This is a genomic window from Halomonas cibimaris (assembly GCF_055379665.1).
This window is the reverse complement of record NZ_AP043828.1, coordinates 1252479-1274526: the sequence shown is the minus strand read 5'-3', so window position 1 is coordinate 1274526 and position 22048 is coordinate 1252479. Positions and strand designations below refer to the sequence as shown.

The 22048-nt window shown below is 60.9% G+C and carries 32 protein-coding genes; 6 read left to right on the top strand and 26 right to left on the bottom strand.

The window, feature by feature from the left end:
• Positions 1–18: 18 nt before the first annotated feature.
• A complete protein-coding gene (gene cas3f, locus ACZ415_RS05930) occupies positions 19–3417 on the bottom strand; it encodes a type I-F CRISPR-associated helicase Cas3f (RefSeq protein WP_344704935.1) in 3399 nt (1132 codons plus the stop codon).
• The gene (cas1f, locus tag ACZ415_RS05925) at positions 3414–4391 is read right to left on the bottom strand and encodes a type I-F CRISPR-associated endonuclease Cas1f (protein WP_344704934.1); all 978 of its coding nucleotides are present in this window, start codon (positions 4389–4391) and stop codon (positions 3414–3416) included. Before cas1f ends, cas3f begins: the two co-directional genes overlap by 4 nt.
• 234 nt (positions 4392–4625) lie before the next feature.
• Here cas1f and ACZ415_RS05920 point away from each other — a divergent pair, with 234 nt between their 5' ends.
• From ACZ415_RS05920 to ACZ415_RS05905, 4 genes are read left to right on the top strand one after another with little or no spacing between them, the layout of a single operon-like run.
• Complete coding sequence (locus ACZ415_RS05920; RefSeq protein ID WP_344704933.1) at positions 4626–4793, top strand: hypothetical protein; 168 nt, start codon at positions 4626–4628, stop codon at positions 4791–4793.
• A complete protein-coding gene (locus ACZ415_RS05915; RefSeq protein WP_344704942.1) occupies positions 4793–5503 on the top strand; it encodes a metal ABC transporter ATP-binding protein in 711 nt (236 codons plus the stop codon). The genes ACZ415_RS05920 and ACZ415_RS05915 overlap by 1 nt, the downstream gene beginning before the upstream one ends.
• Complete coding sequence (locus tag ACZ415_RS05910) at positions 5496–6377, top strand: metal ABC transporter permease (protein WP_344704932.1); 882 nt, start codon at positions 5496–5498, stop codon at positions 6375–6377. The genes ACZ415_RS05915 and ACZ415_RS05910 overlap by 8 nt, the downstream gene beginning before the upstream one ends.
• A gap of 24 nt (positions 6378–6401) precedes the next feature.
• Positions 6402–7340 (top strand): metal ABC transporter solute-binding protein, Zn/Mn family, encoded by a 939-nt coding sequence (locus tag ACZ415_RS05905; RefSeq protein ID WP_344704931.1) that lies wholly within the window; start codon positions 6402–6404, stop codon positions 7338–7340.
• Between the two features lie 8 nt (positions 7341–7348).
• On the opposite strand, the gene gloA is transcribed toward ACZ415_RS05905, so the two are convergent.
• A complete protein-coding gene (gene gloA / locus ACZ415_RS05900) occupies positions 7349–7882 on the bottom strand; it encodes a lactoylglutathione lyase (RefSeq protein ID WP_344704930.1) in 534 nt (177 codons plus the stop codon).
• A 119-nt stretch (positions 7883–8001) separates the two neighbouring features.
• Here gloA and thiM point away from each other — a divergent pair, with 119 nt between their 5' ends.
• Positions 8002–8820, top strand: coding sequence for a hydroxyethylthiazole kinase (thiM, locus tag ACZ415_RS05895; protein ID WP_344704929.1), 819 nt, complete (start codon positions 8002–8004; stop codon positions 8818–8820).
• The gene (gene thiE, locus ACZ415_RS05890) at positions 8810–9466 is read left to right on the top strand and encodes a thiamine phosphate synthase (RefSeq protein ID WP_344704928.1); all 657 of its coding nucleotides are present in this window, start codon (positions 8810–8812) and stop codon (positions 9464–9466) included. Before thiM ends, thiE begins: the two co-directional genes overlap by 11 nt.
• Before the next feature lie 36 nt (positions 9467–9502).
• Here thiE and ACZ415_RS05885 read toward each other — a convergent pair whose 3' ends face one another.
• From ACZ415_RS05885 to rpsC, 23 genes are all read right to left on the bottom strand, one after another.
• A complete protein-coding gene (locus tag ACZ415_RS05885) occupies positions 9503–10375 on the bottom strand; it encodes a DMT family transporter (RefSeq protein ID WP_344704927.1) in 873 nt (290 codons plus the stop codon).
• A gap of 13 nt (positions 10376–10388) precedes the next feature.
• On the bottom strand, positions 10389–11612 hold the full coding sequence (locus ACZ415_RS05880; RefSeq protein WP_344704941.1) for a serine hydrolase: 1224 nt from the start codon (positions 11610–11612) through the stop codon (positions 10389–10391).
• A 198-nt stretch (positions 11613–11810) separates the two neighbouring features.
• Complete coding sequence (gene rplQ, locus ACZ415_RS05875) at positions 11811–12197, bottom strand: 50S ribosomal protein L17 (protein ID WP_344704926.1); 387 nt, start codon at positions 12195–12197, stop codon at positions 11811–11813.
• Positions 12198–12236: 39 nt separating this feature from the next.
• Entirely contained in the window at positions 12237–13232 is a 996-nt protein-coding gene (locus tag ACZ415_RS05870) for a DNA-directed RNA polymerase subunit alpha (protein WP_344704925.1), read from the bottom strand.
• Between the two features lie 97 nt (positions 13233–13329).
• Positions 13330–13950 carry a 30S ribosomal protein S4 gene (gene rpsD, locus ACZ415_RS05865; protein WP_344704924.1) on the bottom strand — a complete coding sequence of 207 codons (621 nt, stop codon included), beginning with the start codon at positions 13948–13950 and terminating at the stop codon, positions 13330–13332.
• Between the two features lie 12 nt (positions 13951–13962).
• The gene (gene rpsK, locus ACZ415_RS05860; RefSeq protein ID WP_344704923.1) at positions 13963–14349 is read right to left on the bottom strand and encodes a 30S ribosomal protein S11; all 387 of its coding nucleotides are present in this window, start codon (positions 14347–14349) and stop codon (positions 13963–13965) included.
• Positions 14350–14388: 39 nt separating this feature from the next.
• The gene (rpsM, locus tag ACZ415_RS05855; protein WP_344704922.1) at positions 14389–14745 is read right to left on the bottom strand and encodes a 30S ribosomal protein S13; all 357 of its coding nucleotides are present in this window, start codon (positions 14743–14745) and stop codon (positions 14389–14391) included.
• A 134-nt stretch (positions 14746–14879) separates the two neighbouring features.
• The gene (gene rpmJ, locus ACZ415_RS05850) at positions 14880–14993 is read right to left on the bottom strand and encodes a 50S ribosomal protein L36 (protein WP_008959154.1); all 114 of its coding nucleotides are present in this window, start codon (positions 14991–14993) and stop codon (positions 14880–14882) included.
• Positions 14994–15040: 47 nt separating this feature from the next.
• On the bottom strand, positions 15041–16372 hold the full coding sequence (gene secY, locus ACZ415_RS05845) for a preprotein translocase subunit SecY (protein WP_344704921.1): 1332 nt from the start codon (positions 16370–16372) through the stop codon (positions 15041–15043).
• Positions 16373–16807 (bottom strand): 50S ribosomal protein L15, encoded by a 435-nt coding sequence (gene rplO / locus ACZ415_RS05840; RefSeq protein WP_344704920.1) that lies wholly within the window; start codon positions 16805–16807, stop codon positions 16373–16375.
• A gap of 3 nt (positions 16808–16810) precedes the next feature.
• Entirely contained in the window at positions 16811–16993 is a 183-nt protein-coding gene (rpmD, locus tag ACZ415_RS05835) for a 50S ribosomal protein L30 (protein ID WP_344704919.1), read from the bottom strand.
• A 6-nt stretch (positions 16994–16999) separates the two neighbouring features.
• Positions 17000–17500, bottom strand: a complete 501-nt coding sequence (gene rpsE / locus ACZ415_RS05830) for a 30S ribosomal protein S5 (protein WP_344704918.1) — start codon at positions 17498–17500, stop codon at positions 17000–17002.
• An 11-nt stretch (positions 17501–17511) separates the two neighbouring features.
• Positions 17512–17862, bottom strand: a complete 351-nt coding sequence (gene rplR / locus ACZ415_RS05825; RefSeq protein ID WP_344704917.1) for a 50S ribosomal protein L18 — start codon at positions 17860–17862, stop codon at positions 17512–17514.
• Positions 17863–17871: 9 nt separating this feature from the next.
• Positions 17872–18405, bottom strand: coding sequence for a 50S ribosomal protein L6 (gene rplF, locus ACZ415_RS05820; RefSeq protein ID WP_344704916.1), 534 nt, complete (start codon positions 18403–18405; stop codon positions 17872–17874).
• Positions 18406–18414: 9 nt separating this feature from the next.
• Complete coding sequence (rpsH, locus tag ACZ415_RS05815) at positions 18415–18807, bottom strand: 30S ribosomal protein S8 (protein ID WP_344704915.1); 393 nt, start codon at positions 18805–18807, stop codon at positions 18415–18417.
• A gap of 33 nt (positions 18808–18840) precedes the next feature.
• Positions 18841–19146 (bottom strand): 30S ribosomal protein S14, encoded by a 306-nt coding sequence (gene rpsN, locus ACZ415_RS05810; protein WP_344704914.1) that lies wholly within the window; start codon positions 19144–19146, stop codon positions 18841–18843.
• A 10-nt stretch (positions 19147–19156) separates the two neighbouring features.
• A complete protein-coding gene (gene rplE / locus ACZ415_RS05805; protein WP_344704913.1) occupies positions 19157–19696 on the bottom strand; it encodes a 50S ribosomal protein L5 in 540 nt (179 codons plus the stop codon).
• Positions 19697–19711: 15 nt separating this feature from the next.
• Positions 19712–20026, bottom strand: a complete 315-nt coding sequence (gene rplX, locus ACZ415_RS05800) for a 50S ribosomal protein L24 (protein ID WP_344704912.1) — start codon at positions 20024–20026, stop codon at positions 19712–19714.
• Between the two features lie 14 nt (positions 20027–20040).
• The gene (rplN, locus tag ACZ415_RS05795; RefSeq protein WP_344704911.1) at positions 20041–20412 is read right to left on the bottom strand and encodes a 50S ribosomal protein L14; all 372 of its coding nucleotides are present in this window, start codon (positions 20410–20412) and stop codon (positions 20041–20043) included.
• Positions 20413–20463: 51 nt separating this feature from the next.
• Positions 20464–20724 (bottom strand): 30S ribosomal protein S17, encoded by a 261-nt coding sequence (gene rpsQ / locus ACZ415_RS05790; RefSeq protein ID WP_344704940.1) that lies wholly within the window; start codon positions 20722–20724, stop codon positions 20464–20466.
• A 1-nt stretch (position 20725) separates the two neighbouring features.
• Positions 20726–20917 (bottom strand): 50S ribosomal protein L29, encoded by a 192-nt coding sequence (gene rpmC, locus ACZ415_RS05785; protein WP_017429482.1) that lies wholly within the window; start codon positions 20915–20917, stop codon positions 20726–20728.
• On the bottom strand, positions 20917–21330 hold the full coding sequence (rplP, locus tag ACZ415_RS05780) for a 50S ribosomal protein L16 (protein WP_344704910.1): 414 nt from the start codon (positions 21328–21330) through the stop codon (positions 20917–20919). Before rplP ends, rpmC begins: the two co-directional genes overlap by 1 nt.
• 15 nt (positions 21331–21345) lie before the next feature.
• Positions 21346–22044, bottom strand: a complete 699-nt coding sequence (gene rpsC / locus ACZ415_RS05775) for a 30S ribosomal protein S3 (RefSeq protein ID WP_344704909.1) — start codon at positions 22042–22044, stop codon at positions 21346–21348.
• Between the last annotated feature and the right edge of the window lie 4 nt (positions 22045–22048).

The following is a 22048-nucleotide window of genomic DNA, read 5'->3' as shown; positions in this document are numbered from 1 at the left end:
CCATAAAACGCATCTCCTCTAATGTTTGGCAAAGCCCAGTGCCGGGTGATATTGCCACTGTGCACCGTCGCTTAGCTCACGCAGCGTTAGCCGGCCAAATTTACGTGCGCAGTCCTCAAGCTCCATATCCTGCGCCTCGGCCAGTTCGGCAAGCGTTGCGAGATAGTCGGCGGTGCCCCAGGGTTGAATTCCCGGGCCATATTCCAGTTCGATGCGCCGAAGATTTTCCTCGCAGGGCACCAGCAGTTCTGGCGCGCGCGGGCGCTCTTTATGAACACGGTACAGGCAGGTCTGCTCGCCGTTTTCATCCGGCAAAAGCACCAGCTCATCCTCGTTGCCCGTACTGTCACGAAACGGCCGCCACTGGCTCATTACCCCGGTAAGGGGAAGACGCGGCATCACAAACCAGCTGTATGCGCCCAGTCTGGGTGCCGGTGCTGCTTGTTCTCTAGCTGCCCTATAGCGCTGACGCTTCAGCTTTGAAAGCTTGGCAATGTCTTCTTCGCTCAGCTCCGGAACAGGCGCCGCATCAGGCGTTTCCGGTACGATAAGCGTCTCTTCCAGCCGCTCGTGTTCCAGGTCTACCAGGTTGTCGCGGGGGGCCAGCGGCTCGCGGGGAACAATCCGCGGGCGCGCGTCTATCACGGCAAACTGCGCCGGCGTCAGCGCTTGCGTGAGCGCGTGATGGTTCAAACGATGGGCATCGGTTTCAAACCCAGGGCGGGTAAACACCGGCCGCCGCCCATCCGGATATTCGAGGGCTTTTACGTTGCGGTTGAGCAGCAGGATGTTGGTGTCTTCCCACATTTCCGGCCGATGGCGACGCACGCGACCGGCCAGCTGAATGAGTGAACGCATAGAAGACGGCTCAACCACGGCCCAGTCATAGTCGTGATCTCGCCCCACTTCGGTGACCGGCGAACCCAGCACTATAAACAGATGATCTTGCGCATCAGAGGCGGCTAAATACCGTTGGATATCCGGGCGATCAAAGACGGCCAGCGGCGTTTTGCGCCGCAGCGTTTGGTCCAGCTGCTGCTCGATGGAGGAGCGCATCAGCAGTGGATATTGCGAATGATAGACGCAAAGACGAATCTGTACGTCTTCCGGCGCGCCAAGCCGATAAAGCGCCTGTGCCACTTCGACCAGTGGTCCAATGTTGGCCATGCGAATCAGTCCGAACGATACGCGCCGGCCACTTTCAAGCTGCGTATGGTTCTGCCGGTGCAGTGCGATGGCGTTATCGCGCAAGTGCCCTGCCAGCTCTTGGCGGATAGCGGCCGGCTGGCGCGATTCGGGCATCCATTCTGCTATTTCGGCTCTGCGACGCACCGCATCCTTGACCAATCGCTGATAGCGCTTGTGGACAAACTGGCGATGCGCTGCTGCAAAGCCGTTGCGATCACTGCAGGCCTCATCCAGTGTGCCGTTTTCATCGAACCATGCGCAGCAAATAGCCGGCGCGCGCTTTCCGGTTTCACCGCGATTACGCTGATAAACCGCACGCCCCGCTCGGTAAGCATCAAACAGCCCGGCAACCAGCGCAGGCGGCAGCGTGGCAGACGATAGCAGGACGCGCGACCCCAGCAGCCCGGCCCAGTTGACCAGCCGCATCAGCGCGGGGAGATCGCTGATATCAAAGTCGTCGATTTCATCGAGCACCAGGTCTGACGTCATCAGCCGCAGCATGGGAGCAATCTGCCCGCCGCCGCGCAGGCTTTCGGTGGCCGGCATCAGATGATCTACGGTGCAGGTAAGTACCGGAGCGGCCAGCAGGCTTTTTACCGTGGGGTCGTGCTCAATACGCTTGAGAATCGGATGGTCAGAAAAATTGCCTTCAAACAGAACGTGGGAATCGTCCGAGAGTAAATCTTGCGCCGACGCCGAACCGGTCCGCTCCGCCTGCGCTTCATAGTGTTCAAACAGTGCACGGCTGGCGCTGCCGCCCACGCGAATAGCCAGCTCGTCCTCACCCAGGTGCATTTGCTGGCGGTAATCGCGGCCGGTTTGCAGCGTCAGCGTGCGCAGCCCCAGCGCAATGGAAAAACGCGCGCCTTTTTCCGGATCTGACAGAGCGTACAGGATGCGGCCGTTCGCCAGCGTTTTGCCGCAGCCGGTTGAGGCCATGTTGATACCGAAAAAGCCCTGCTCACGCGATTTTTCACGCAGCCCTTCGGCTAGATCAAAGGCGCGATCCTGCCAACGAAAGCGCTTGCTCGCACTGCGCTTACGAAAACCTTTATGGCGTGCAAGACGCGGCAGCTGATCGTTCAGCGTTGCCAGGTGGCGAGCATTTTGCTTGGCAAAACGCGCCACGCCCAGCAGATGCGCATCCAATGGTTGGCTGGGCTCACCCGTCTTTCGCTGAGTATTGGCATACAGCGGATAGTCCGGCGCACCGCGCACCCAGTCACTATGCTTTGGATCATGCAGGCTGGAGTAATAGTGATCGGAAAGCATCAGGCACAGCCGGGCCAGATGCATCACGTAAGCGTTATCCAACAGCGGCTCGCTGTAGTTCGGCAGCCGCTTGCGCAACCCTTCTGCTACCCGGGCTGCCTGCTGCTGCCATTTGGGCGTGGCGACCGGCAGCCCAGCGGCCAATCTCCAGTAGGGTGACAACGCTTCGATATTTGTTTCGTGACAGGCTTCATTCCATTGATGCGTCAGCATTCCGGGCAAGTCGGTCATTGCCTCAGCAGTCAGTCCAGTGAGCCTGCCACCCAATCGCTCAGGGTCATCGCCGGGCTTGACGGGCAGACGGTGGTGACTCAGCAATAGCCAGCCCACCGCCTGCGCCAGCGGCGGCAGCGTTTTAAAGGGCGCGGCGCTTTCCGCTCCCAGCCCGTCGCACTCCAAACTTTGTGTCCAGCTGGCAACAAAGTTTTCCGGCGGATGTATCAGCCGCTCAAGCCAGCCGGCATCGTCGTCATTTCCTACAAACGCCTGAAACAGTCGCAGCGACAGCCATTCGTGACGATATAGGTTTTTACCTTCCAACTTCCCCGCCAGCCGAGCCTGAAATGCCTCGGACGCTTTTCCCAGGTCATGCAATAGCCCCGCCAAATGTGCCAACAGCTTTATATCTTCACCGCTGTGCCAATCGTTTTCATCGGCGCGGCGCAAAATATCTCGGCGGGTGGTGTTGGTGGGCACCGCGCCTTGGCTATTGAAGCGGCTGGCATCGCCCACTATCCACATCAGCTCACTGTGGTCGTGGCCGCGAATCCAGTGGCAGGCCACGGCGGTATTTTTGCGCGCTCTTTTTCGCAGCATTTTGCGCAGCGTAATAAGGCCGTCTTGGGTAATGGCCGTTTGCCAAGTGCGCTCGCCACGGCGCTCAGCGAACTGATCGAGAATCCTGCGGGTTTCCTTGAGCGCATTTTTGTTGCACTGAGAAACAATCAGCACGTTCATGTGTTACCGCTCCCAAGATCGATGGCGACTTCTTTTAGCGTATCGATCATGAAGTCCAGCGCCTCGGTGCGGGTCAGCCGTTCGATGCACGCCTGGCGAAACGCTTGCTCTTCGTCACCGCGCATAGCAGAAATAAATGCTTGGGGCAGAATCACTGCGTCCTTGACCAGATCAGCGACATCAAACACCAGCCCGCCGCGGCGGGTCTTGCCGTGGAGCACGGCAAGACCGTGAGGAATACCCAGCACCCAAGTGGCGGTCGCGGCGAGGCCATAGGCCAGATAGTTGCCGTGATCAAGAAAACGGTTGGCCGGGTCAGTGCCTGAGGCCCGCTTGGCGCGGGTAAAGTCACCGTAGTTAACGGCTTGAGCGGAAAGCTTGAATAGCACTTTGGTTAGCCGCGCCTCCAGCGTTAACAGCTCGATAGTGCTGGGCGCCTGCGCAATAGCCGCGCGGTGCTGCGCCAGCACGCCGGTCAGGGTGTCGGAAGACATTACAAAGCCGGCATCACGCAGCGGACGGCTGTGTAGCCACTGCCGTTCAATACGCGCAAGGCGCGCCAGTTGAAAGCGCCGTGCGGCCTCCAGACGCTTGTTATCGTCAAACCAAAAATGCACCCAATACTGCAGATATTCGGTGGGGCGGTATTCACTTTGCGGAGTGAGCCAGGCAACGTCTACATCTACCTCGTTGGCAGCAAACAGCGGCGTGCCGCCGCCGCCGCAAAATCCCACCAGCACGCCGGCTTTGGCCAGCTCGCGCATGGCGGCCTGGGTAATCGAGGTGCCGGTGCCCAGCAGTAGCGACGTGGTATTGGCAATGGGGATATTCCAATAGCGTGATTTGCTGCCCTCATCGGTGACATATTCCACACGCCCGCCGTTGACCAGCACGCGGCAGTGTTGAAGATAGTAAAGATTGGCCCTCTTGGAGTGCAGGATCGTTTTAAGATCCGCCGGGGTTACGTCGTCCATGATATGACTCCCTTTGCATGTCCGACTATCTAAGCATTTCTGCATCTTCCCAGCTATTGACTCGCCTCACCCTTTCGCCGCTCGCTTTCCTACCCCCCAATACGGCTTTTGCCTCCACACAAAAATTGCGCCGTCAATTCCCTCGCTACATTTTGTTATGTTATAACAGTTGCCCCTTTTCACGCTTTCACTCTGCTCGCTTCACCGCGCTTTATGCACGCCACAGGAGGCGCCATGCCTGCACACCGCTCCCGCTCTGCACCGCTCGCCCATCGCCATAACCGCGAGGGGCCGTGCCATTTTTCGCTGATGTCGCTGTCGGCGGTGCGGCGGCTAGCACTCTGCGCTTTGCCGCTTGTGGCGCTGTGGGCGCTGGTGGCGTGGGCAGCGGCATGGGTCTGATGCAAAAAGCCGCAACGCTGCGGCTGGAAAACCTGCACCTGGCCCAGGGGCAGCGCAGTGTGCTGGAAGGCATCAGCGGTGAAATAGCCAGCGGCGCGGTGACCGCGCTGATCGGCGCTAACGGGGCGGGCAAAAGCACGCTGATCAAGGCGCTGATGGGCGAGCTGCGCCCGCTTGCCGGCAAGGTGCACTGCGCAGTACCCCGGGCGCGGCGGGCGTGGCTGCCTCAGCAGCTGGCGCTGGATCTGTCCTTTCCCATGAGCGTTGAAGAGCTGGTGATGACCGGCACCTGGCCCACTCACGGAGCGCTGAAGGGCTACTGCGCGGCGCACTACCGCCAGGGCCGGGACATCATGGCGCGGCTGGGCATTTCCGACGTGGCCCACCGCCCGCTGGGCGAGCTTTCCGGCGGCCAGCGCCAGCGCGCGCTGCTCGGCCGTACGCTGATGCAGCAGGCCAGGCTTTTACTGCTCGATGAGCCCTTTGCCAACGTCGATGCTCAGACGGTGGATATTTTGATTCCGATTATCCGCCAGATGGCCGACGACGGCGCTACGGTCATTGTGGTGCTCCACGACATGGAGCATGTAAAGCGCCTGGCCGATGCTGTGCTGCTGCTGCAGAACGGCACCGGCCAATGGCGCTCTGCTGACGCTGTCGCAGCGTCTCTGCCGGCGGCACACTGCTTCGCGGGAGGTGCCCATGCTTGATCTCCTGCATGCCTGGCTGATTGCGCCGTTCGACTATGGCTTTATGCGCCGGGCGGTAGTCGGCGGGCTGGCGCTGTCGCTTGCCGCACCGCCGCTGGGGGTGTTTTTGGTGCTGCGCGGCATGAGCCTGATCGGCGATGCCATGGCGCATGCCATTTTGCCCGGCGTGGCGCTTGGCTTTTTGCTCGCAGGGTTCTCGCTGCCGGCGATGAGTTTGGGCGGCGCGCTGTTTGGCCTGGCCGTGGCACTGCTGGCCGGGGCGGTGTCGCGGCTGGGCGGCCAGCGTGAAGACGCCGCCATGGCGAGCTTTTTTATTATCTCGCTGGCCGCCGGCGTCATGCTGATCTCGCTGGGCGGCAGCAGCGTGGACTTGACCCATGTGCTGTTCGGCTCGATTCTGGCGATCAATTCCACCGCGCTTGTGCTGATTGCCACGATCACCAGCGTGATTGTGGTGACCCTGGCGATCATTTTTCGCGCGCTGGTCGTGGAATGCCTGGACCCGCTGTTTCTACGCGGCCAGAGCCGGCGCAGCGGCTGGGTGCACAGCATATTTCTGGGGCTTTTGGTGCTGAATCTGACGGCAGGCTTTCAAACGCTGGGCACGCTGATGGCGGTGGGGCTAATGATGCTGCCGGCGACCACGGCGCGCTTTTGGAGCAAGCGGCTGGAAGGGCTGATAGGCATTGCCGTGGTGCTGGCGATGCTGGCCAGCACCGGGGGGCTTTTGCTCTCGTTTCACCTGGACTTGCCCTCGGGGCCGAGCATTATTCTGCTCGCCGGGGCGGGGTATTTTTTCTCGGCGATACTGGGTCGCTATCACAGCCTGGCCGCGCTTTTTCGCCGCCGGGCCGAGCCGCTTCAACGGCATTAACGCCGGCGCGGATCAGGAGATGACATGCGTTTTTCTACGGGTATTCACCGAACGGCCGGCACGGCTCTGGCGGCCGCGCTGCTGTTGGCTCTATTGTCTGTCACCGCGCACTCTTCTGCCCGGGCCGCCGAGCGGGTGTCGGTGGTGGCAAGCTTTGCCATTCTCGCCGACATGGTAAAAAACGTCGGCGGCGAGCACGTCCAGGTCACTTCGCTGATAGGCCCCGGCAGCGATGCCCACAGCTACTCGCCAAGCCCTGGCGATGTGCGCACGCTCTCCCGGGCTCGGCTGGTGGTGTTTAACGGTTTGAACTTCGAGGGTTGGATGGAGCGTCTGCTCGACACCAGCGGCTACGAAGGCACGCGCGTTACCGCTACCCGCGGCATCGCCCCGCTAAGACACGCCGGCCGCCACGGCCATGATGACATCGCTCACGCCGGCAACGTGGACCCTCACGCCTGGCAGGATATTACCCGGGCGAAAACCTACGTGGCCAACATCCGCGACGGGCTGATCAAGGCCGACCCCGGGCGCGCGGCGGCCTATCGGGCCAACGCGGACGCCTACCTCGCCCGGCTGGACAAGGCCGACGCTGATATCCGCCGCCGGCTGGCTGGCATCCCGGCGGATACCGCCGTGATTACCGGCCATGCCTCGTTTGGCTACTTTGCCGATGCCTACGGCCTGCGCTTTCTCGCGCCCGAAGGGCTTGCCACCGCCGCCGCGCCGAGCGCGGCGCGCATGGCCGAACTCATCGAGCAGATCAAGGCAGACAACGTTCAGGCGCTTTTTTACGAGCACATGGCAAGCGCCAGCGCCGTGGATCAGCTGGCCGAGGATACCGGCCTGCGCGTGGCCGGCACGCTATACGCCGGCACCCTGGCACACCAGGGCCCGGCGTCTCACTATCTTGGCATGATGCGCCACAACGCCCGGGTGCTGCACGAGGCGCTGCGCAACTGAGCTGCAGGCTAGTCGCCCTTGGCCGCCATGCGGTCCGCTTGGACAACCTCGATCCAGTAGCCGTCGGGGTCTTTGATGAAGATCACGTCTTGCATCTTGCCCTGGTCGGCGCGCTTGACGAAGGTAACGTCGTGGGCGTCGAACCAGGCCTGAGCCGTTTCCAGGTGGGGAACGCTGATACAGATATGGCCAAAGCCCTGGGGCTCGGCGTTGCCGTCATGATAGGCAAAGTCTTCTTGGCGCTCGGTACCCCAGTTGTGGGTCAGCTCAAGAATCCCGGTCTGTTGAAACGTCCAGGCGGTGCGCGCTTCAACGTCTTCCGGCACGCTACCCGCCTTGTCCACGTGGGCGAGAAAATACAGCGAAAAGCCCATCTCCGCGAAGTCCAGCCGGCGCATGACCTGCATGCCCAGCACGCGCGAATAAAACGAAAGCGACCGCTCGGGATCCTTGATCCGCAGCATGGTGTGGTTCAGACGAAAGCCCTGGGTCTCCGGCGGTGTGGGCATAATGCCCGGATGTGCTTCACCGTGAAATGACATACGCTGTCTCCTTTGGCCTTGTGGGGGTATGGCTTTTCATCCTACTTTAACAGCCGAGCCAACAATCGCTAAGCCAACAATCGCTAAGCCAACAACAGCTGAGCCAACGGGAGATACACATGGCATTACGGCCCCCCGGGCACTGCCTTGACACCCTGCAGGCGCAAACGCCGCTGGTGCACTGCATCACCAATTTTGTGGCGATGAATTCAAGCGCCAATATCTTGCTTGCCCTGGGCGCGTCACCGGCCATGCTCCACGCCCGGGAAGAAGCCGGCGAATTCACCGCGCTGGCAAATGCGCTGTCCATCAATATCGGCACGGTAAGCCCCGACTTCGCCGTCGGCATGCACGACGCGGCACGCATCGCCCGCAAACATCACACGCCCTGGGTGCTCGACCCCGTCGCCGTGGGGGCTACTGCCTACCGCCGGCGCCTGTGCGCCGAGCTGCTGGAGCACGCGCCGACGCTGATTCGCGCCAACGCCTCCGAAATTTTGTGCCTTAGCGGCATGGCAAGCCCCGGGCGCGGCGCCGACAGCACGGCAAGCCCCCACGAAGCCCGTGACGCGGCCATGGCGCTTGCCGACCGCCAGCGCTGCCTGGTGGGCGTAAGCGGCGAGGTGGATCTGATCACCGACGGCCGGCGCACTGCCTATATTCGCGGCGGGCATGCCATGATGCCGCGCATTACCACGCTGGGCTGCGGGCTCTCGGCGACCGCGGCGGCGTTTTTGGGCGTGGCGGACACTACCCCTGAAAGCCGCTTTGACGCGGTGACGGCGGCCTTTGGCTGCTTTGCTTTGGCCGGCGAGCGCGCCGCCGCTCACGCCGCCGGCCCCGGCAGCTTTATTCCGGCATTTCTCGATGCGCTATATCATCTAAGCCCTGAGGCTTTGAACACCCATCTTGCCCTGGAGGTCCATCATGGACTTTGATCTATCCGTTTATTTGGTGACCGACGCTGCGCTGTGCGGCGAGGTTGGCGTTGAACACACCGTGGAAGAGGCCGTGGCCGGCGGTGTGACGGTGGTGCAGCTGCGCGACAAGCACGCCGCAGACGAGGTCATGATCGAACAGGCAAGGCGCTTGAAAGAGGCGCTGGACGACTACGCCGAGCTGCACGGCCGGCGCGTGCCGTTGATCATCAACGACCGGCTGAACGTGGCGCTGGAAAGCGGAGCTGACGGCCTGCACGTGGGCCAAAGCGACACCGCCGCCCGGGATGCCCGCCGCGCCATGGGCGAAGAGGCGATTATCGGGCTTTCACTCAACAGCGCCGAACAGCTGGCGCGCGCACCGCTTGAGGTGCTCGACTACGTAGGGCTGGGGCCGGTGTTTGCCACCCAGAGCAAAAAAGACCACGCCGCGCCCCTGGGCTTCGACGGCCTGATGGCGTTGGCGACAGCCTGTCCGCTGCCCGGCGTTGCCATTGGCGGCATCAAGCCCGTACATATTCAAACAGTCAAGAAAAGCGGCGCCCAAGGCGTAGCCGTGGTCTCGGCGATTTGTGGCCAGCCTTCTCCGCGCCAGGCAGCCGCCGAGCTGGCCGACACCTGGCTGCAAACGCCTGCATGGGGATAAAGCGGCCGGCTTCACATAGCGCCTGATACCGATGCGCTAGCTGGGGCGGCGGTTCAGGCTGGTACGGCGGTCATGGTAGGCAATGGCCAGCCCGCTTGAGATGATCAGCACGCTGCCGGCCAGCACCCAGATATCCGGCAGCTCATCCCAGAACCACCAGCCCAGCAGTACCGCCCAGAGCAGTGCGGTGTAGTCAAACGGGGCGGCAATGGCCGCCGGCGCATAGCGAAAGGCCAGAGTGATAAAGCCGGTAGCGCCCACGCCAAAGATGCCCGCGGCCAGAAAACCCAGCCAGTGCCACGGCTCGGGCGGCTGCCACACCCAGGGCAGCGTGGCCGCGCTGACCAGCACGGGCACCAGAGCAATGTAAAACACCAGCGCCCAAAAACTTTCCCGCCCGCCGTAGCGCCGTGCGGTAATCATGGTCAGCGCGTAGCACACCGCCGCGGCCACCATGGAAAGCGCACCGGCGTTAAAAGCGTCTCCCCCCGGGCGCACCACGATCACTACGCCGATAAAGCCCACCGCTGACGCTGCCAGCACCGGCGGCGCAATGCGCTCGCCAAGCAGCGGCACCGACAGCAGCGTCACAAACAGCGGCGCGACAAACGCAATCGCCGTAGCCTCGGCCAGCGGCAGCAGCGTAAGTCCCAGCACAAAAAAACCCATGGTGCCGGTATAGATCAGCCCGCGCAGCAGGTGAACCCCGGGGCGCCGGGTGCCCAGGGTCCGCAGCCCGCCGCCAAAATGCGCCAGTACAGCGATCAGCGGCAGCGCCACCAGCGTGCGAAAGAAAATGATCTCAAACGGCGAATGCACCTCGCCCAGCCATTTGGCCACGGCGTCCCCCAGCGCCAAAAACAGCACGCCGATGCACATATAGCCGATGCCCTTGAGCGACGGTGTCATTGCCTTCTCCCCGCTACAGACGAGCGTTGACCACCATGCAGTCCATTCCGCTGTCTTTTAGCTGCTGGCAGGCCCGGCGCGCCTGGGACTCGCCCAGCGCTACCAGCCGCGCGCGAAAGACCTGCTGAGGCCCGTTGAGCGGATCGACCGAAACCCGTCCGTTAACGCGCAGCCGGCCCGCGGCCTGATGGGCCAGCCGGCGGGCGCTGGCCGGCTCGCTGAACGCGCCCACCTGAATGCCCCAGCCGCCGGCAGCATCCCCCATGGCGGGGGCAGCGCCGTCCATCAGCGGTTTAAGCGGATCGCCGACATCGGCCGGCGCTTTCGTTTTCACAGCGGCAAGCAGCGGCCGGGAAGTCTCTGCGGGGGCCGGCGGCAAAGCGCCTCCGCCAAAGGCCATGAACTCCCGAGAGAACTGCGTATCCCCCAGCCAGCTGTGCTGATCACGCAGCGCGGCCCGGGCAAAGCTGCGATCGAGCAGGTCGGTCATGTGCTTGTCCCGAGACCGAGAGGTAAATCCGCCCATCACGACCCCGACCATGCGTCGCCCGTCGTGCACGGCCGTTGTCGCCACGTTAAAGCCCGAGGCGCGAATAAAGCCGGTCTTGAGGCCGTCAGCACCCGGATAGTTTTTGACCAGGCGATTATGGCTGGTGTGGGTCGTACCGCGGTAGGTAAAACGCTGCAGGCCGAAGTAGTGATAATACTGGGGAAAGTCGCGCATCACGCGAACGGCCAGGGTCACCAGGTCTCGGGCCGTGGTCGTTTGACGATCATCGGGCAGGCCCGAGGCATTGCGAAAGACGGTGTCACGCATGCCCAGCTCTCGGGCTTTTTGCGTCATCTGCCGGGCAAAGGCGCTTTCACTGCCGCCCAGCGCTTCCGCCAATACCACCGCCACGTCGTTGGCGGACTTGACCGTCAGCGCGCGGATGGCCTTGTCCACGGTGATGCTGCTGCCCTGGGCCAGCCACAGCTTGGAGGCCGGCATGGCAGCCGCCGCCTTGGATACCGCCAGCGGCTGCGCCAGCGCCAGCTCGTCATCTGCAAGCGCCTCAAACGTCAGATACAGCGTCATCATCTTGGTCAGCGAAGCCGGGTAGCGGCGCGCGTCGGCATTTTCCGCATAGAGCACCTCACCGTTGTCCATATCCACCACCATGCCGGCGTAGCGCGGGTTGGCAGCTTGCGCCGCCGCGGTCGCTGCCAGCCAAACGGCGCATACCACGGCCAGCATCAGCGCACCGCGTGCCAGCGTGGGAAAGCGACGGGCGGGCGGCGTAAAAAACGGCATGTATGACATGGTAACTCCCTGGAGGAAAACGGGCGAGGTAGCGGCCAAGCCGAGCCTGTATCTAAACGCAAAAAAACCGGCCGGACAATCCGCGTGGGAAAGTCCGGCCGGTTTTCGCCGTTGGCAGAACAGGCACAGCGCTTAGTCGTCTGCGGCCGCCTCGTCTGCTACGGGACGATCAACAAGCTCAACGTAGGCCATCGGTGCGTTATCGCCGGCGCGGAAACCGCACTTGAGAATACGCACATAGCCGCCCGGGCGCTCGGCGTAGCGCGGGCCGAGCTCGCTAAACAGCTTGCCGACGGTAGCGTTGGACCGGGTGCGGGCAAACGCCAAGCGGCGGTTGGCGACGCTGTCCTGCTTGGCCAGGGTAATCAGCGGCTCGACGACGCGACGCAGCTCCTTGGCCTTGGGCAGGGTTGTCTTGATGATTTCGTGCTCGACCAGCGAGGCCGACATGTTCTTGAACATGGCCTTGCGGTGCGAGCTGGTGCGGTTCAGGTTACCGCCACTCTTACGATGTCGCATGGTTGTGATTCCTTACCAAACTGGGACTTGAGGCGACGCTCACGCGGAGGTCTTGTCGTCCTTCAGGCTAGCGGGCGGCCAGTTTTCCAGCCGCATGCCCAGCGACAAGCCGCGCGCTGCTAGAACATCCTTGATTTCGTTCAAGGACTTTTTGCCGAGGTTGGGTGTTTTCAACAGCTCTACTTCGGTACGCTGAATCAGATCCCCGATGTAGTAGATATTTTCGGCTTTCAGGCAGTTAGCGCTGCGGACGGTCAGCTCAAGATCGTCTACGGGGCGCAGAAGAGTCGGATCGACCTGATCCTCTTCTTCCTCGACTTCCTGCTCTTTGTCGGCTTCCAGGTCGACGAAGGCGGCCAGCTGCTCTTGCAGGATGGTCGCACTGCGGCGAATGGCCTCTTCCGGATCCAGGGTGCCGTCGGTTTCCAGATCGATGATCAGCTTGTCGAGATCGGTACGCTGCTCGACACGCGCGGCCTCGACCGCATAGGAAACGCGACGCACCGGGCTGAAGGTGGCATCCAGCTGCAGGCGGCCAATGGCGCGGGTCTCTTCGTCAGAGTCGCGCACGTCGGCCGGCTCATAGCCACGCCCCAGCGCGACCTTGAGCTGAATATTCAGCTCGGCGCCTTCGTTGACGTGGGCAATGACGTGGTCCGGATTAACGACATCCACGCTGTGATCGAGCGCGATATCGCCAGCGGTAACGACGGCCGGGCCCTGCTTGTTCAGCGAGAGCACCGCCTCGTCGCGGCTGTGCATCTTGATCGCCACATCTTTCAGGTTCAGGAGGATCTCGATAACATCTTCCTGCACCCCTTCAAGCGCACTGTATTCGTGCTCGACGCCTTTGATCTCGGCCTCTACCACGGCAGCGCCGGGCATGGACGAGAGCAGAATGCGACGCAGTGCATTCCCCAGGGTGTGGCCAAAGCCGCGCTCGAACGGTTCAAGCACGATCTTGGCGTGATGGGCGCTGATTTCTTCGACCTTGATGTCGCGAGGACGGAGAAACTCTGTCACTGAACGCTGCATAAAAAGAACACCTTTCAGGCTGCCAAACGGATACGTGGTACTCGACCGCCCGGGCAGATAGCGCCCGGGCGACAAGCAAGCGGTGATGACGCAGCGCTTACTTGGAGTACAGCTCGACGATCAGGTTTTCGTTGATGTCGGCAGACAGGTCACCGCGTTCAGGCAGAGCCTTGAAAGTGCCTTCCATCTTCTTGGCGTCGGTTTCGATCCACGCCACATCGCCGCGGTTGGCCGCAAGCGCCAGCGCGTTTTGAATACGCGCCTGGTTCTTCGCCTTCTCGCGAACGGCAACCACATCGCCCGACTTCACCTGGTAGGAAGCAATATTAACGGTCTTGCCGTTAACGGAAATCGCCTTGTGGCTGACCAGCTGGCGCGCTTCAGAGCGCGTAGCGCCAAAGCCCATGCGGTAGACGACGTTGTCCAGTCGGGTTTCCAGCAGCTGCAGCAGTACTTCACCGGTCGCGCCTTTGACGCGCGCCGCGTGCTTGTAGTAGTTGCGGAACTGCTTTTCGAGTACGCCGTACATGCGGCGCACTTTCTGCTTCTCGCGAAGCTGCAAGCCGTAGTCGGAAAGACGCTGACGGCGCTGGCCGTGCACACCCGGAATCTGCTCGGATTTACACTTCTTCTCGAAGGGAGTCACGCCACTTTTAAGAAAGAGGTCCGTGCCTTCACGACGAGACAGTTTACACTTGGGTCCAATATAACGAGCCATGAATCTGTCTCCTTAAACGCGGCGTTTCTTCGGCGGACGGCAGCCATTGTGGGGAATGGGCGTCGCGTCGGTGATGCTTTGCACGCGGAAGCCGGCGGCATTCAGTGCGCGCACGGCGGATTCACGGCCGGGTCCTGGCCCCTTGACCAGCACGTCGACGTTTTTCACACCATACTCGGCTGCAGCGTTAGCTGCACGTTCACTTGCTACTTGAGCAGCGAACGGGGTGCTCTTGCGAGAACCACGAAAACCCGAACCACCGGCAGTTGCCCAGGAAAGAGCGTTGCCCTGGCGGTCTGTGATCGTCACGATCGTATTGTTAAAAGAGGCGTGGATATGCGCGGTGGCATCCACTACCTGCTTTTTAACCTTCTTGCGGTTATTGCGCGGGTTAGCCATGTTGATGTCTATTCCTGTCTTTACGCCAGAACGTGCGTGTTATTTGCGGATCGGCTTACGCGGGCCCTTGCGGGTACGCGCGTTCGTCTTGGTCCGCTGACCACGCAGCGGAAGACTACGACGATGACGCAGACCACGATAGCAACCCAAGTCCATGAGACGCTTGATGTTCAGCGTCGTATCACGGCGAAGATCGCCTTCTACGGTGTACTTGCCAACTTCGGCACGCAGGGTGTCGACTTCTTCAGAAGACAGCTCCTGAACCTTGGCAGTCGGCGCGATACCCGCGGCGGCACAGATGTCCTGCGCGCGAGTCCGGCCGATCCCGAAGATATAGGTCAGCGAGATCGCCGCATGCTTGTTGTCCGGGATATTGACGCCTGCAATACGGGCCATCAGCTTACTCCGAAATGTGAGCGGCTTGCTCGTTGTTCATCTTAAAAGGCGCGAAAGCATACCCCTTTTATACGCCTTCATGCAACCACGAGGCGAAGGGGTATGCCGGCACCCGCTTGAATTCAGCCCAAGGGTTAGCCCTGGCGCTGCTTGTGCCGCGGTTCGCTGCAAATGACGCGCACGGCGCCGTTACGACGAATAATCTTGCAGTTACGGCACATTTTTTTGACGGAAGCTCGAACTTTCATCGTTCTTTCTCCAATACGGCTGCGTCCAGAACGGCTGCGACGCGCCTTTAGCGCATGATGCCGCCGCTGCCGTAGCCTTTCAGGTTGGACTTCTTCATCACCGAGTCATATTGATGCGACATGAGATGCGACTGCACCTGAGCCATGAAGTCCATGATGACCACGACCACGATCAGAAGCGAGGTACCGCCAAAGAAAAACGGTACGTTCCACGCCACGATGAGGAACTGAGGCATCAGGGAAACGGCAGTGATATACAAGGCACCGAACAGGGTCAGACGCGTCATGACCTTGTCGATATAGCGAGCGGTCTGCTCGCCGGGGCGAATACCCGGCAGAAAAGCGCCTGACTTTTTCAGATTGTCAGCCACATCCTTCGGGTTGAAGACCAGCGCTGTGTAAAAGAAGCAGAAGAATACCACCGCGAGGCCAAAAAGCAAGATGTAAAGCGGCTGGCCCGGGCCCAGGGCCTGGGACGCACGCTGCAGCCATTCCATGCCTTCGCCGGCGCCGACCCACTGGCCGATGGACGCCGGAAAAAGCAGGATGCTTGACGCAAAGATCGCCGGAATAACGCCGGCCATGTTCACTTTCAGCGGCAGATAGCTGCTCTGGCCCGCATACATCTTGTTACCTACCTGGCGCCGCGGGTAGTTCACCTTGAGGCGGCGCTGGCCGCGCTCGATAAACACCACGAACGCCACGGTCGCAATACCCAGTGCCGACAGCGCAAGCAGCGGCAGCACGTTCCAGGCTCCTTCGTTGCGAGCGAGTTCGAACGCCTGCCCCACGGCGCTGGGCAGCCCGGCGACGATACCCGAGAAAATCAGCAGCGAAATACCGTTGCCGATGCCTTTCTCGGTAATCTGTTCGCCAAGCCACATCATAAACACCGCGCCGGCCACAAAGGTAATGACCGCGGTGAAATAAAAGCTAATGTCGGCGCTGTAGGCAATGCCTTGGCTCGCCAGACCCACGGACATACCGATGGCCTGGACGAGAGCCAGTATCACCGTGCCGTAGCGGGTGTACTGACTGATTTTGCGGCGGCCGGCTTCGCCTTCCTTCTTGAGCTGCTCCAGATGGGGCGAAACCGCAGTCATCAGCTGCATGATGATCGACGCCGATATATAGGGCATGATGCCCAGGGCGAGAACACTCATGCGCTCCAGCGCACCGCCTGAAAACATGTTGAACATGCCCAGGATGGTGCCCTGCTGCTCCCTGAACAAGGCAGCAAGCTGGTCAGGATTGATACCGGGAACGGGGATGTGGGCACCGATGCGATACACCACGATGGCGAGAAGCACAAAGCGCAAACGCGCCCAGAGTTCACTCAGTCCGCTACCCGTCGCCGGCATATTTCCTGACTTGGCCATTTAGTCCTCTACCTTGCCGCCGGCGGCTTCGATTGCGGCCCGGGCACCCTTGGTGACCTTGAGACCGCGAACCGTAACCGCCTTGTTCAGTTCGCCGGAAAGGACAACCTTCGCGTGACGCGTGGCATCCTTCAGCACGTTAGCCTGCTTCAGGGTTTCCATCGTGACATCGTCACCGGCCACCTTGGCAAGCTCGGCCAGGCGGACCTCTTCCGAGACCAGCGACTTGGCCGAGGTAAAGCCAAACTTCGGCAGACGACGCTGCAGCGGCATCTGACCGCCTTCAAACCCTGGCTTGACGCTGCCGCCGCTGCGCGATTTGAGGCCTTTATGGCCACGGCCACCGGTCTTGCCCAGACCGGAGCCGATGCCTCGGCCAACACGCTTTTCGGCGTGCTTGGAGCCCTCTGCAGGGCTCAGGGTGTTAAGTTTCATGGATTACTCTCCCTCTACACGCACAAGGTAGTTGACCTTGTGGATCATGCCGCGAACGGCGGGGGTGTCTTCCAGCTCAACCGTATGACCGATACGGCGCAGGCCCAGGCCGGTCATGGTGGCCTTGTGCCGGGTCAAAACGCCGATAGTACTACGGACCTGGGTAACCTTGATCAAAGCTGCCATGTTGAATTACCCCGTGATCGCTTCGACTGACAGGCCACGCTTGGCTGCCACATCGTCCGGCGAGCGCATGCCGGCGAGGCCGTTGACCGTCGCGCGCACTACGTTGACCGGGTTGGTGGAGCCGTAACACTTGGCCAGTACGTCTTGTACACCGGCAATTTCCAGCACGGCGCGCATGGCACCGCCGGCGATGATGCCGGTACCTTCACTTGCCGGCTGCATGTATACCTTGGAGGCGCCGTGACGGGCCTTGACCGGGTACTGCAGCGTGTGGCCAGCGAGGCTGACCTTGACCATGTTGCGACGCGCCTGATCCATCGCTTTCTGGATTGCGACCGGCACTTCACGCGCCTTGCCGCGACCAAAACCGATACGGCCGTTGCCATCGCCGACGACGGTCAGGGCGGTAAAGCCGAAAACACGACCCCCCTTAACCACCTTGGCGACACGGTTGATCTGCACAAGTTTTTCTTGCAGATCACCGTTTTGCTGTTCGTTCTTCGCCATCGTAAAACCCTTTAGAATTCCAGGCCGCCTTCACGAGCGGCGTCGGCCAGCGCCTTGACACGGCCGTGAAACTTGAAACCGGCACGATCAAAGGCTACCTGGGTGATGCCTGCCTGCTTTGCGCGCTCGGCGATCAGCGAGCCGACTTTCGTGGCCGCCTCAACGTTGCCGGTCGCCCCCTCGCGCAGCGCCTTGTCCAGCGTTGATGCGCTAGCCAGCACTTTGCCACCATCCGGCGAGATAACCTGCGCATAGATGTGGCGCGGGGTACGGTTGACGCACAGGCGGAACGCGCCTAGCTCGCGGATCTTGGCGCGAGCGCGGCGGGCACGACGGAGACGGGATTCTTTCTTCGCGTTCATAACCCTGCCTTACTTCTTCTTGGCTTCTTTGCGACGCACCTGCTCGTCGGCGTAGCGCACGCCCTTGCCCTTGTACGGCTCGGGCGGACGGAACGCGCGAATCTCTGCAGCCGCGTGGCCGAGCTTCTGCTTGTCCGCGCTTTTCAGCACGATCACGGTGTTTTTCGGCGTTTCCGCCGTAACCCCGTCAGGCAGTTCATAGTCGACCGGGTGCGAGAAGCCCAGTGAAAGGTTGAGCGTCTGGCCCTTTACTTGGGCACGATAACCGACGCCTACAATTTCGAGGGTCTTGCTAAAGCCCTCGGAGACACCCGTCACCAGGTTTTGTACCAGTGCGCGGGTGGTGCCGGCCATGGCCCAGCTCTTGGCTGATTCGCTCGGAGCGAAGGTCAGCTTGCCGTCTTCTTCCCGGCCAATGACCACATCTGCGTGGATGACCATGGAAAGCGTGCCCTGACTGCCTTTGGCGGTCAGCTGGTCGGCATCAATGCTAACCTCAACGCCGGCGGGTAGTGTAACCGGATATTTCGCTATGCGGGACATTCCAGCCTCCTAGAATACGGTGCAGATGACTTCACCACCGACACCCGCCTGGCGCGCGGCGCGATCGGTCATCACTCCGCTGGAGGTAGTGACGATCGCGATACCCAGACCGTCGGCGACCTTGGGCAGCGTGCTCTTGCCCTTGTACTGGCGCAGAGACGGCTTGGAAGCCCGCTGGATGTGGTCGATAACCGGCTTGCCCTCAAAGTACTTGAGGGACACGGTCAGTTCGGGCTTGCTGTCGCCAGCCACCGCGTAATCGGCGATGTAGCCCTCTTCTTTCAGCACGCGGGCCACTTCAACCTTAAGCTTGGAGGACGGCAGCGTTACCGTCTCCTTGGTGGCCATCTGCGCATTGCGGATACGGGTAAACATATCCGCCAGAGTATCTTGCATGCTCATTTAATGTGCGCTCCTGATGATGCTACGTGGCTTTTACCAGCTGGACTTTTTGAGTCCCGGGACGTTGCCACGCATGGCGGCTTCACGCAGCTTGTTACGGCCAAGGCCGAACTTTTGGTAAACACCGTGAGGACGACCGGTGACGCGGCAGCGGTTGCGCTGGCGTACCGGGCTTGAGTCCCGCGGCAGTTGCTGCAGCTTGAGCTGCGCGTCGAAGCGCTCTTCGTCAGAAGCGTTCACGTCGGTGGTGATCGCCTTGAGCTCGGCGCGCTTGGCCGCGTATTTCTCGACCAGCTTGGCGCGCTTTAGCTCACGCTCTACCATGCTTTTCTTTGCCATGATCCCAACCTTATTTCTTGAACGGGAAGTGCATTGCACGCAGCAGCGCGCGGCCTTCCTCGTCCGTGTTGGCGGTAGTGGTGATGGTGACGTCCATCCCCCGAATGCGATCGATTTTATCATACTCGATCTCCGGGAAGATGATCTGCTCACGCACCCCCATGGAGTAGTTGCCACGACCGTCAAACGACTTCGGGTTGAGACCGCGGAAGTCACGCACGCGCGGAATCGCAATGTTTACCAGACGGTCCAGAAAGTCCCACATGCGCTCAGCGCGCAGCGTGACCTTGATACCGATCGGCCAGCCTTCACGCACTTTAAAGCCTGCAACGGACTTGCGTGCCTTGGTTACCAGCGGCTTTTGCCCGGAAAGCTTTTCCAGATCGCCGATGGCGTTGTCGATCAGCTTTTTATCGCTGACCGCATCCCCGATGCCCATGTTCAAGGTCACTTTCGTGATCCGGGGCACCTGCATTACGTTGGCGTAGCTGAACTCCTCCTGGAGCTTGGCTACGACTTCGTTTTGATAACGTTCTTTCAAGTTGGCCATGTTTACCCCGACACGTTAGGCATCGATCTGCGTCTGCGTCGACTTGTAGATACGTACCTTGGTACCGTCTTCCTTCACCTGGAAGCCGACGCGATCCGCCTTACCGGTCTCCGAATTGAAGATGGCTACGTTGGACGCGTGAATCGGAGCCTCGCGCTCGACGATACCGCCCTGATTTCCCGCCATGGGATTTGGCTTGGTGTGACGCTTGATCATGTTCACACCGGACACCACAAAGCGATTTTCCAGTACTCGCTTGACGGTGCCGCGCTTGCCCTTGTCCTTTCCGGCGAGGACGATGACTTCATCGTCACGTTTGATCTTTTGCATATCCGCCTCGCTCCTTACAGCACTTCAGGCGCCAAGGAAATGATCTTCATGAACTTTTCGTTGCGCAGCTCACGAGTGACCGGCCCGAAAATACGCGTGCCGACCGGCTGTTCGTTGGTGTTTTGCAACAGAACCGCCGCATTTCCATCGAAACGGATCAGCGAACCGTCGGGACGACGGACGCCGCTTTTGGTACGCACCACGACCGCTTTCATGACCTGGCCCTTTTTGACCTTGCCGCGCGGGATCGCTTCACGCACTGAGATTTTGATGATGTCACCGACGCGGGCGTAGCGGCGATGCGAACCGCCCAGCACCTTGATGCACTGCACCCGGCGCGCTCCGCTGTTGTCAGCGACATCCAGCATTGTCTGAGTCTGAATCATCGGTTTTCTCCGAACCTAACCTGACTGCACTGGTGAAACAGCCGCAGGAAATTAACCTTTGGCCTGCTCGACCACTTCGATCAGTGCCCAAGACTTTTTCTTGGACAGCGGACGACATTCCTCAATGGACACCGTGTCGCCGGCCTTGGCCTGGTTCGTTTCGTCGTGGGCGTGCAGCTTAGTGGAGCGCTTAAGGTATTTTCCGTAGATCGGGTGGCGCTCACGGCGCTCGATCATGACAACGATGGACTTGTCCATCTTGTCGCTCACCACCTTGCCGGTGAGCGTACGCGTTTTCTTTTCTTCGGCCATCTCAGTCACCTGCCTTCTCGTTGAGCACAGTCTTCACGCGGGCAATGTCCCGACGGACCTGCTTGAGCAGATGAGTCTGGCTCAGCTGGCCGGTGGCCTTCTGCATGCGCAGGTTAAACTGCTCGCGGAGGAGCTCAAGCAGCTGGTCCTTGAGTTCTCCGGCGGATTTTTCTCGAATTTCTTGGGCTTTCATCACATCACCGTCCGTTTCGCAAAGGTGGTGGATACCGGCATTTTCTGCGCGGCGAGATCGAACGCTTCACGCGCGAGCTCTTCAGAAACGCCTTCAATCTCGTACAGCACCCGACCCGGCTGGATCTGGGCAACCCAGTACTCGACAGAGCCTTTCCCTTTACCCATACGAACTTCGAGCGGCTTTTTGGAAATCGGTTTGTCCGGGAATACGCGGATCCAGATCTTGCCGCCACGCTTGACGTGACGTGTGATCGCACGGCGGCCGGCCTCGATCTGGCGCGCGGTAACGCGGCCGCGACCGGTGGACTTCAGACCGTATTCCCCGAAGCTGATCCGGCTCCCGCGATGCGCCAGGCCACGGTTACGGCCTTTTTGCACCTTGCGAAATTTTAAACGCTTGGGTTGTAACATCGACTCGCTCTCCCCTTACCTGGAACCTTTCTTCTTGGGCGCGTTGCCGGCCGACTGCTTGGCCTTGGCACGTACTTCCTCGATACCGCCGAGGATTTCGCCTTTGAAGATCCACACTTTGACACCGATGATGCCGTAGGTGGTTTGAGCTTCGTACGTGGCGAAGTCGATATCCGCGCGCAGCGTGTGCAGCGGCACGCGACCTTCGCGGTACCATTCGGTCCGTGCGATTTCCGCACCACCCAGGCGACCTGACAGCTGAATCTTGATACCGCCGGCACCCAGACGCATGGAGTTCTGCACCGCACGCTTCATCGCACGACGGAACATCACCCGACGCTCAAGCTGACCGGCAACGTTGGCCGCGACCAGCTTGGCATCCAGCTCCGGCTTGCGAACCTCTTCGATGTTCACATGCACCGGCACGCCCATCAGCTGGGCAAGATCGCGGCGCAGACGGTCAACGTCTTCGCCTTTTTTGCCGATCACAATGCCCGGACGGGCCGTGTGAATGGTGATGCGGGCGTTATTCGCCGGACGCTCGATGTACACATTGCTGACAGAGGCGTTTTTCAGGCGCTCTTCCAGAAAGCTACGCACTTCGAGATCGTTGTTGAGCTTATCGGCATAGGCGCCGCGCTCGGCATACCAGACAGAAGCATGGTCTTTGACAATGCCCAGTCGAATGCCCGTTGGATTGACTTTCTGACCCATCTGG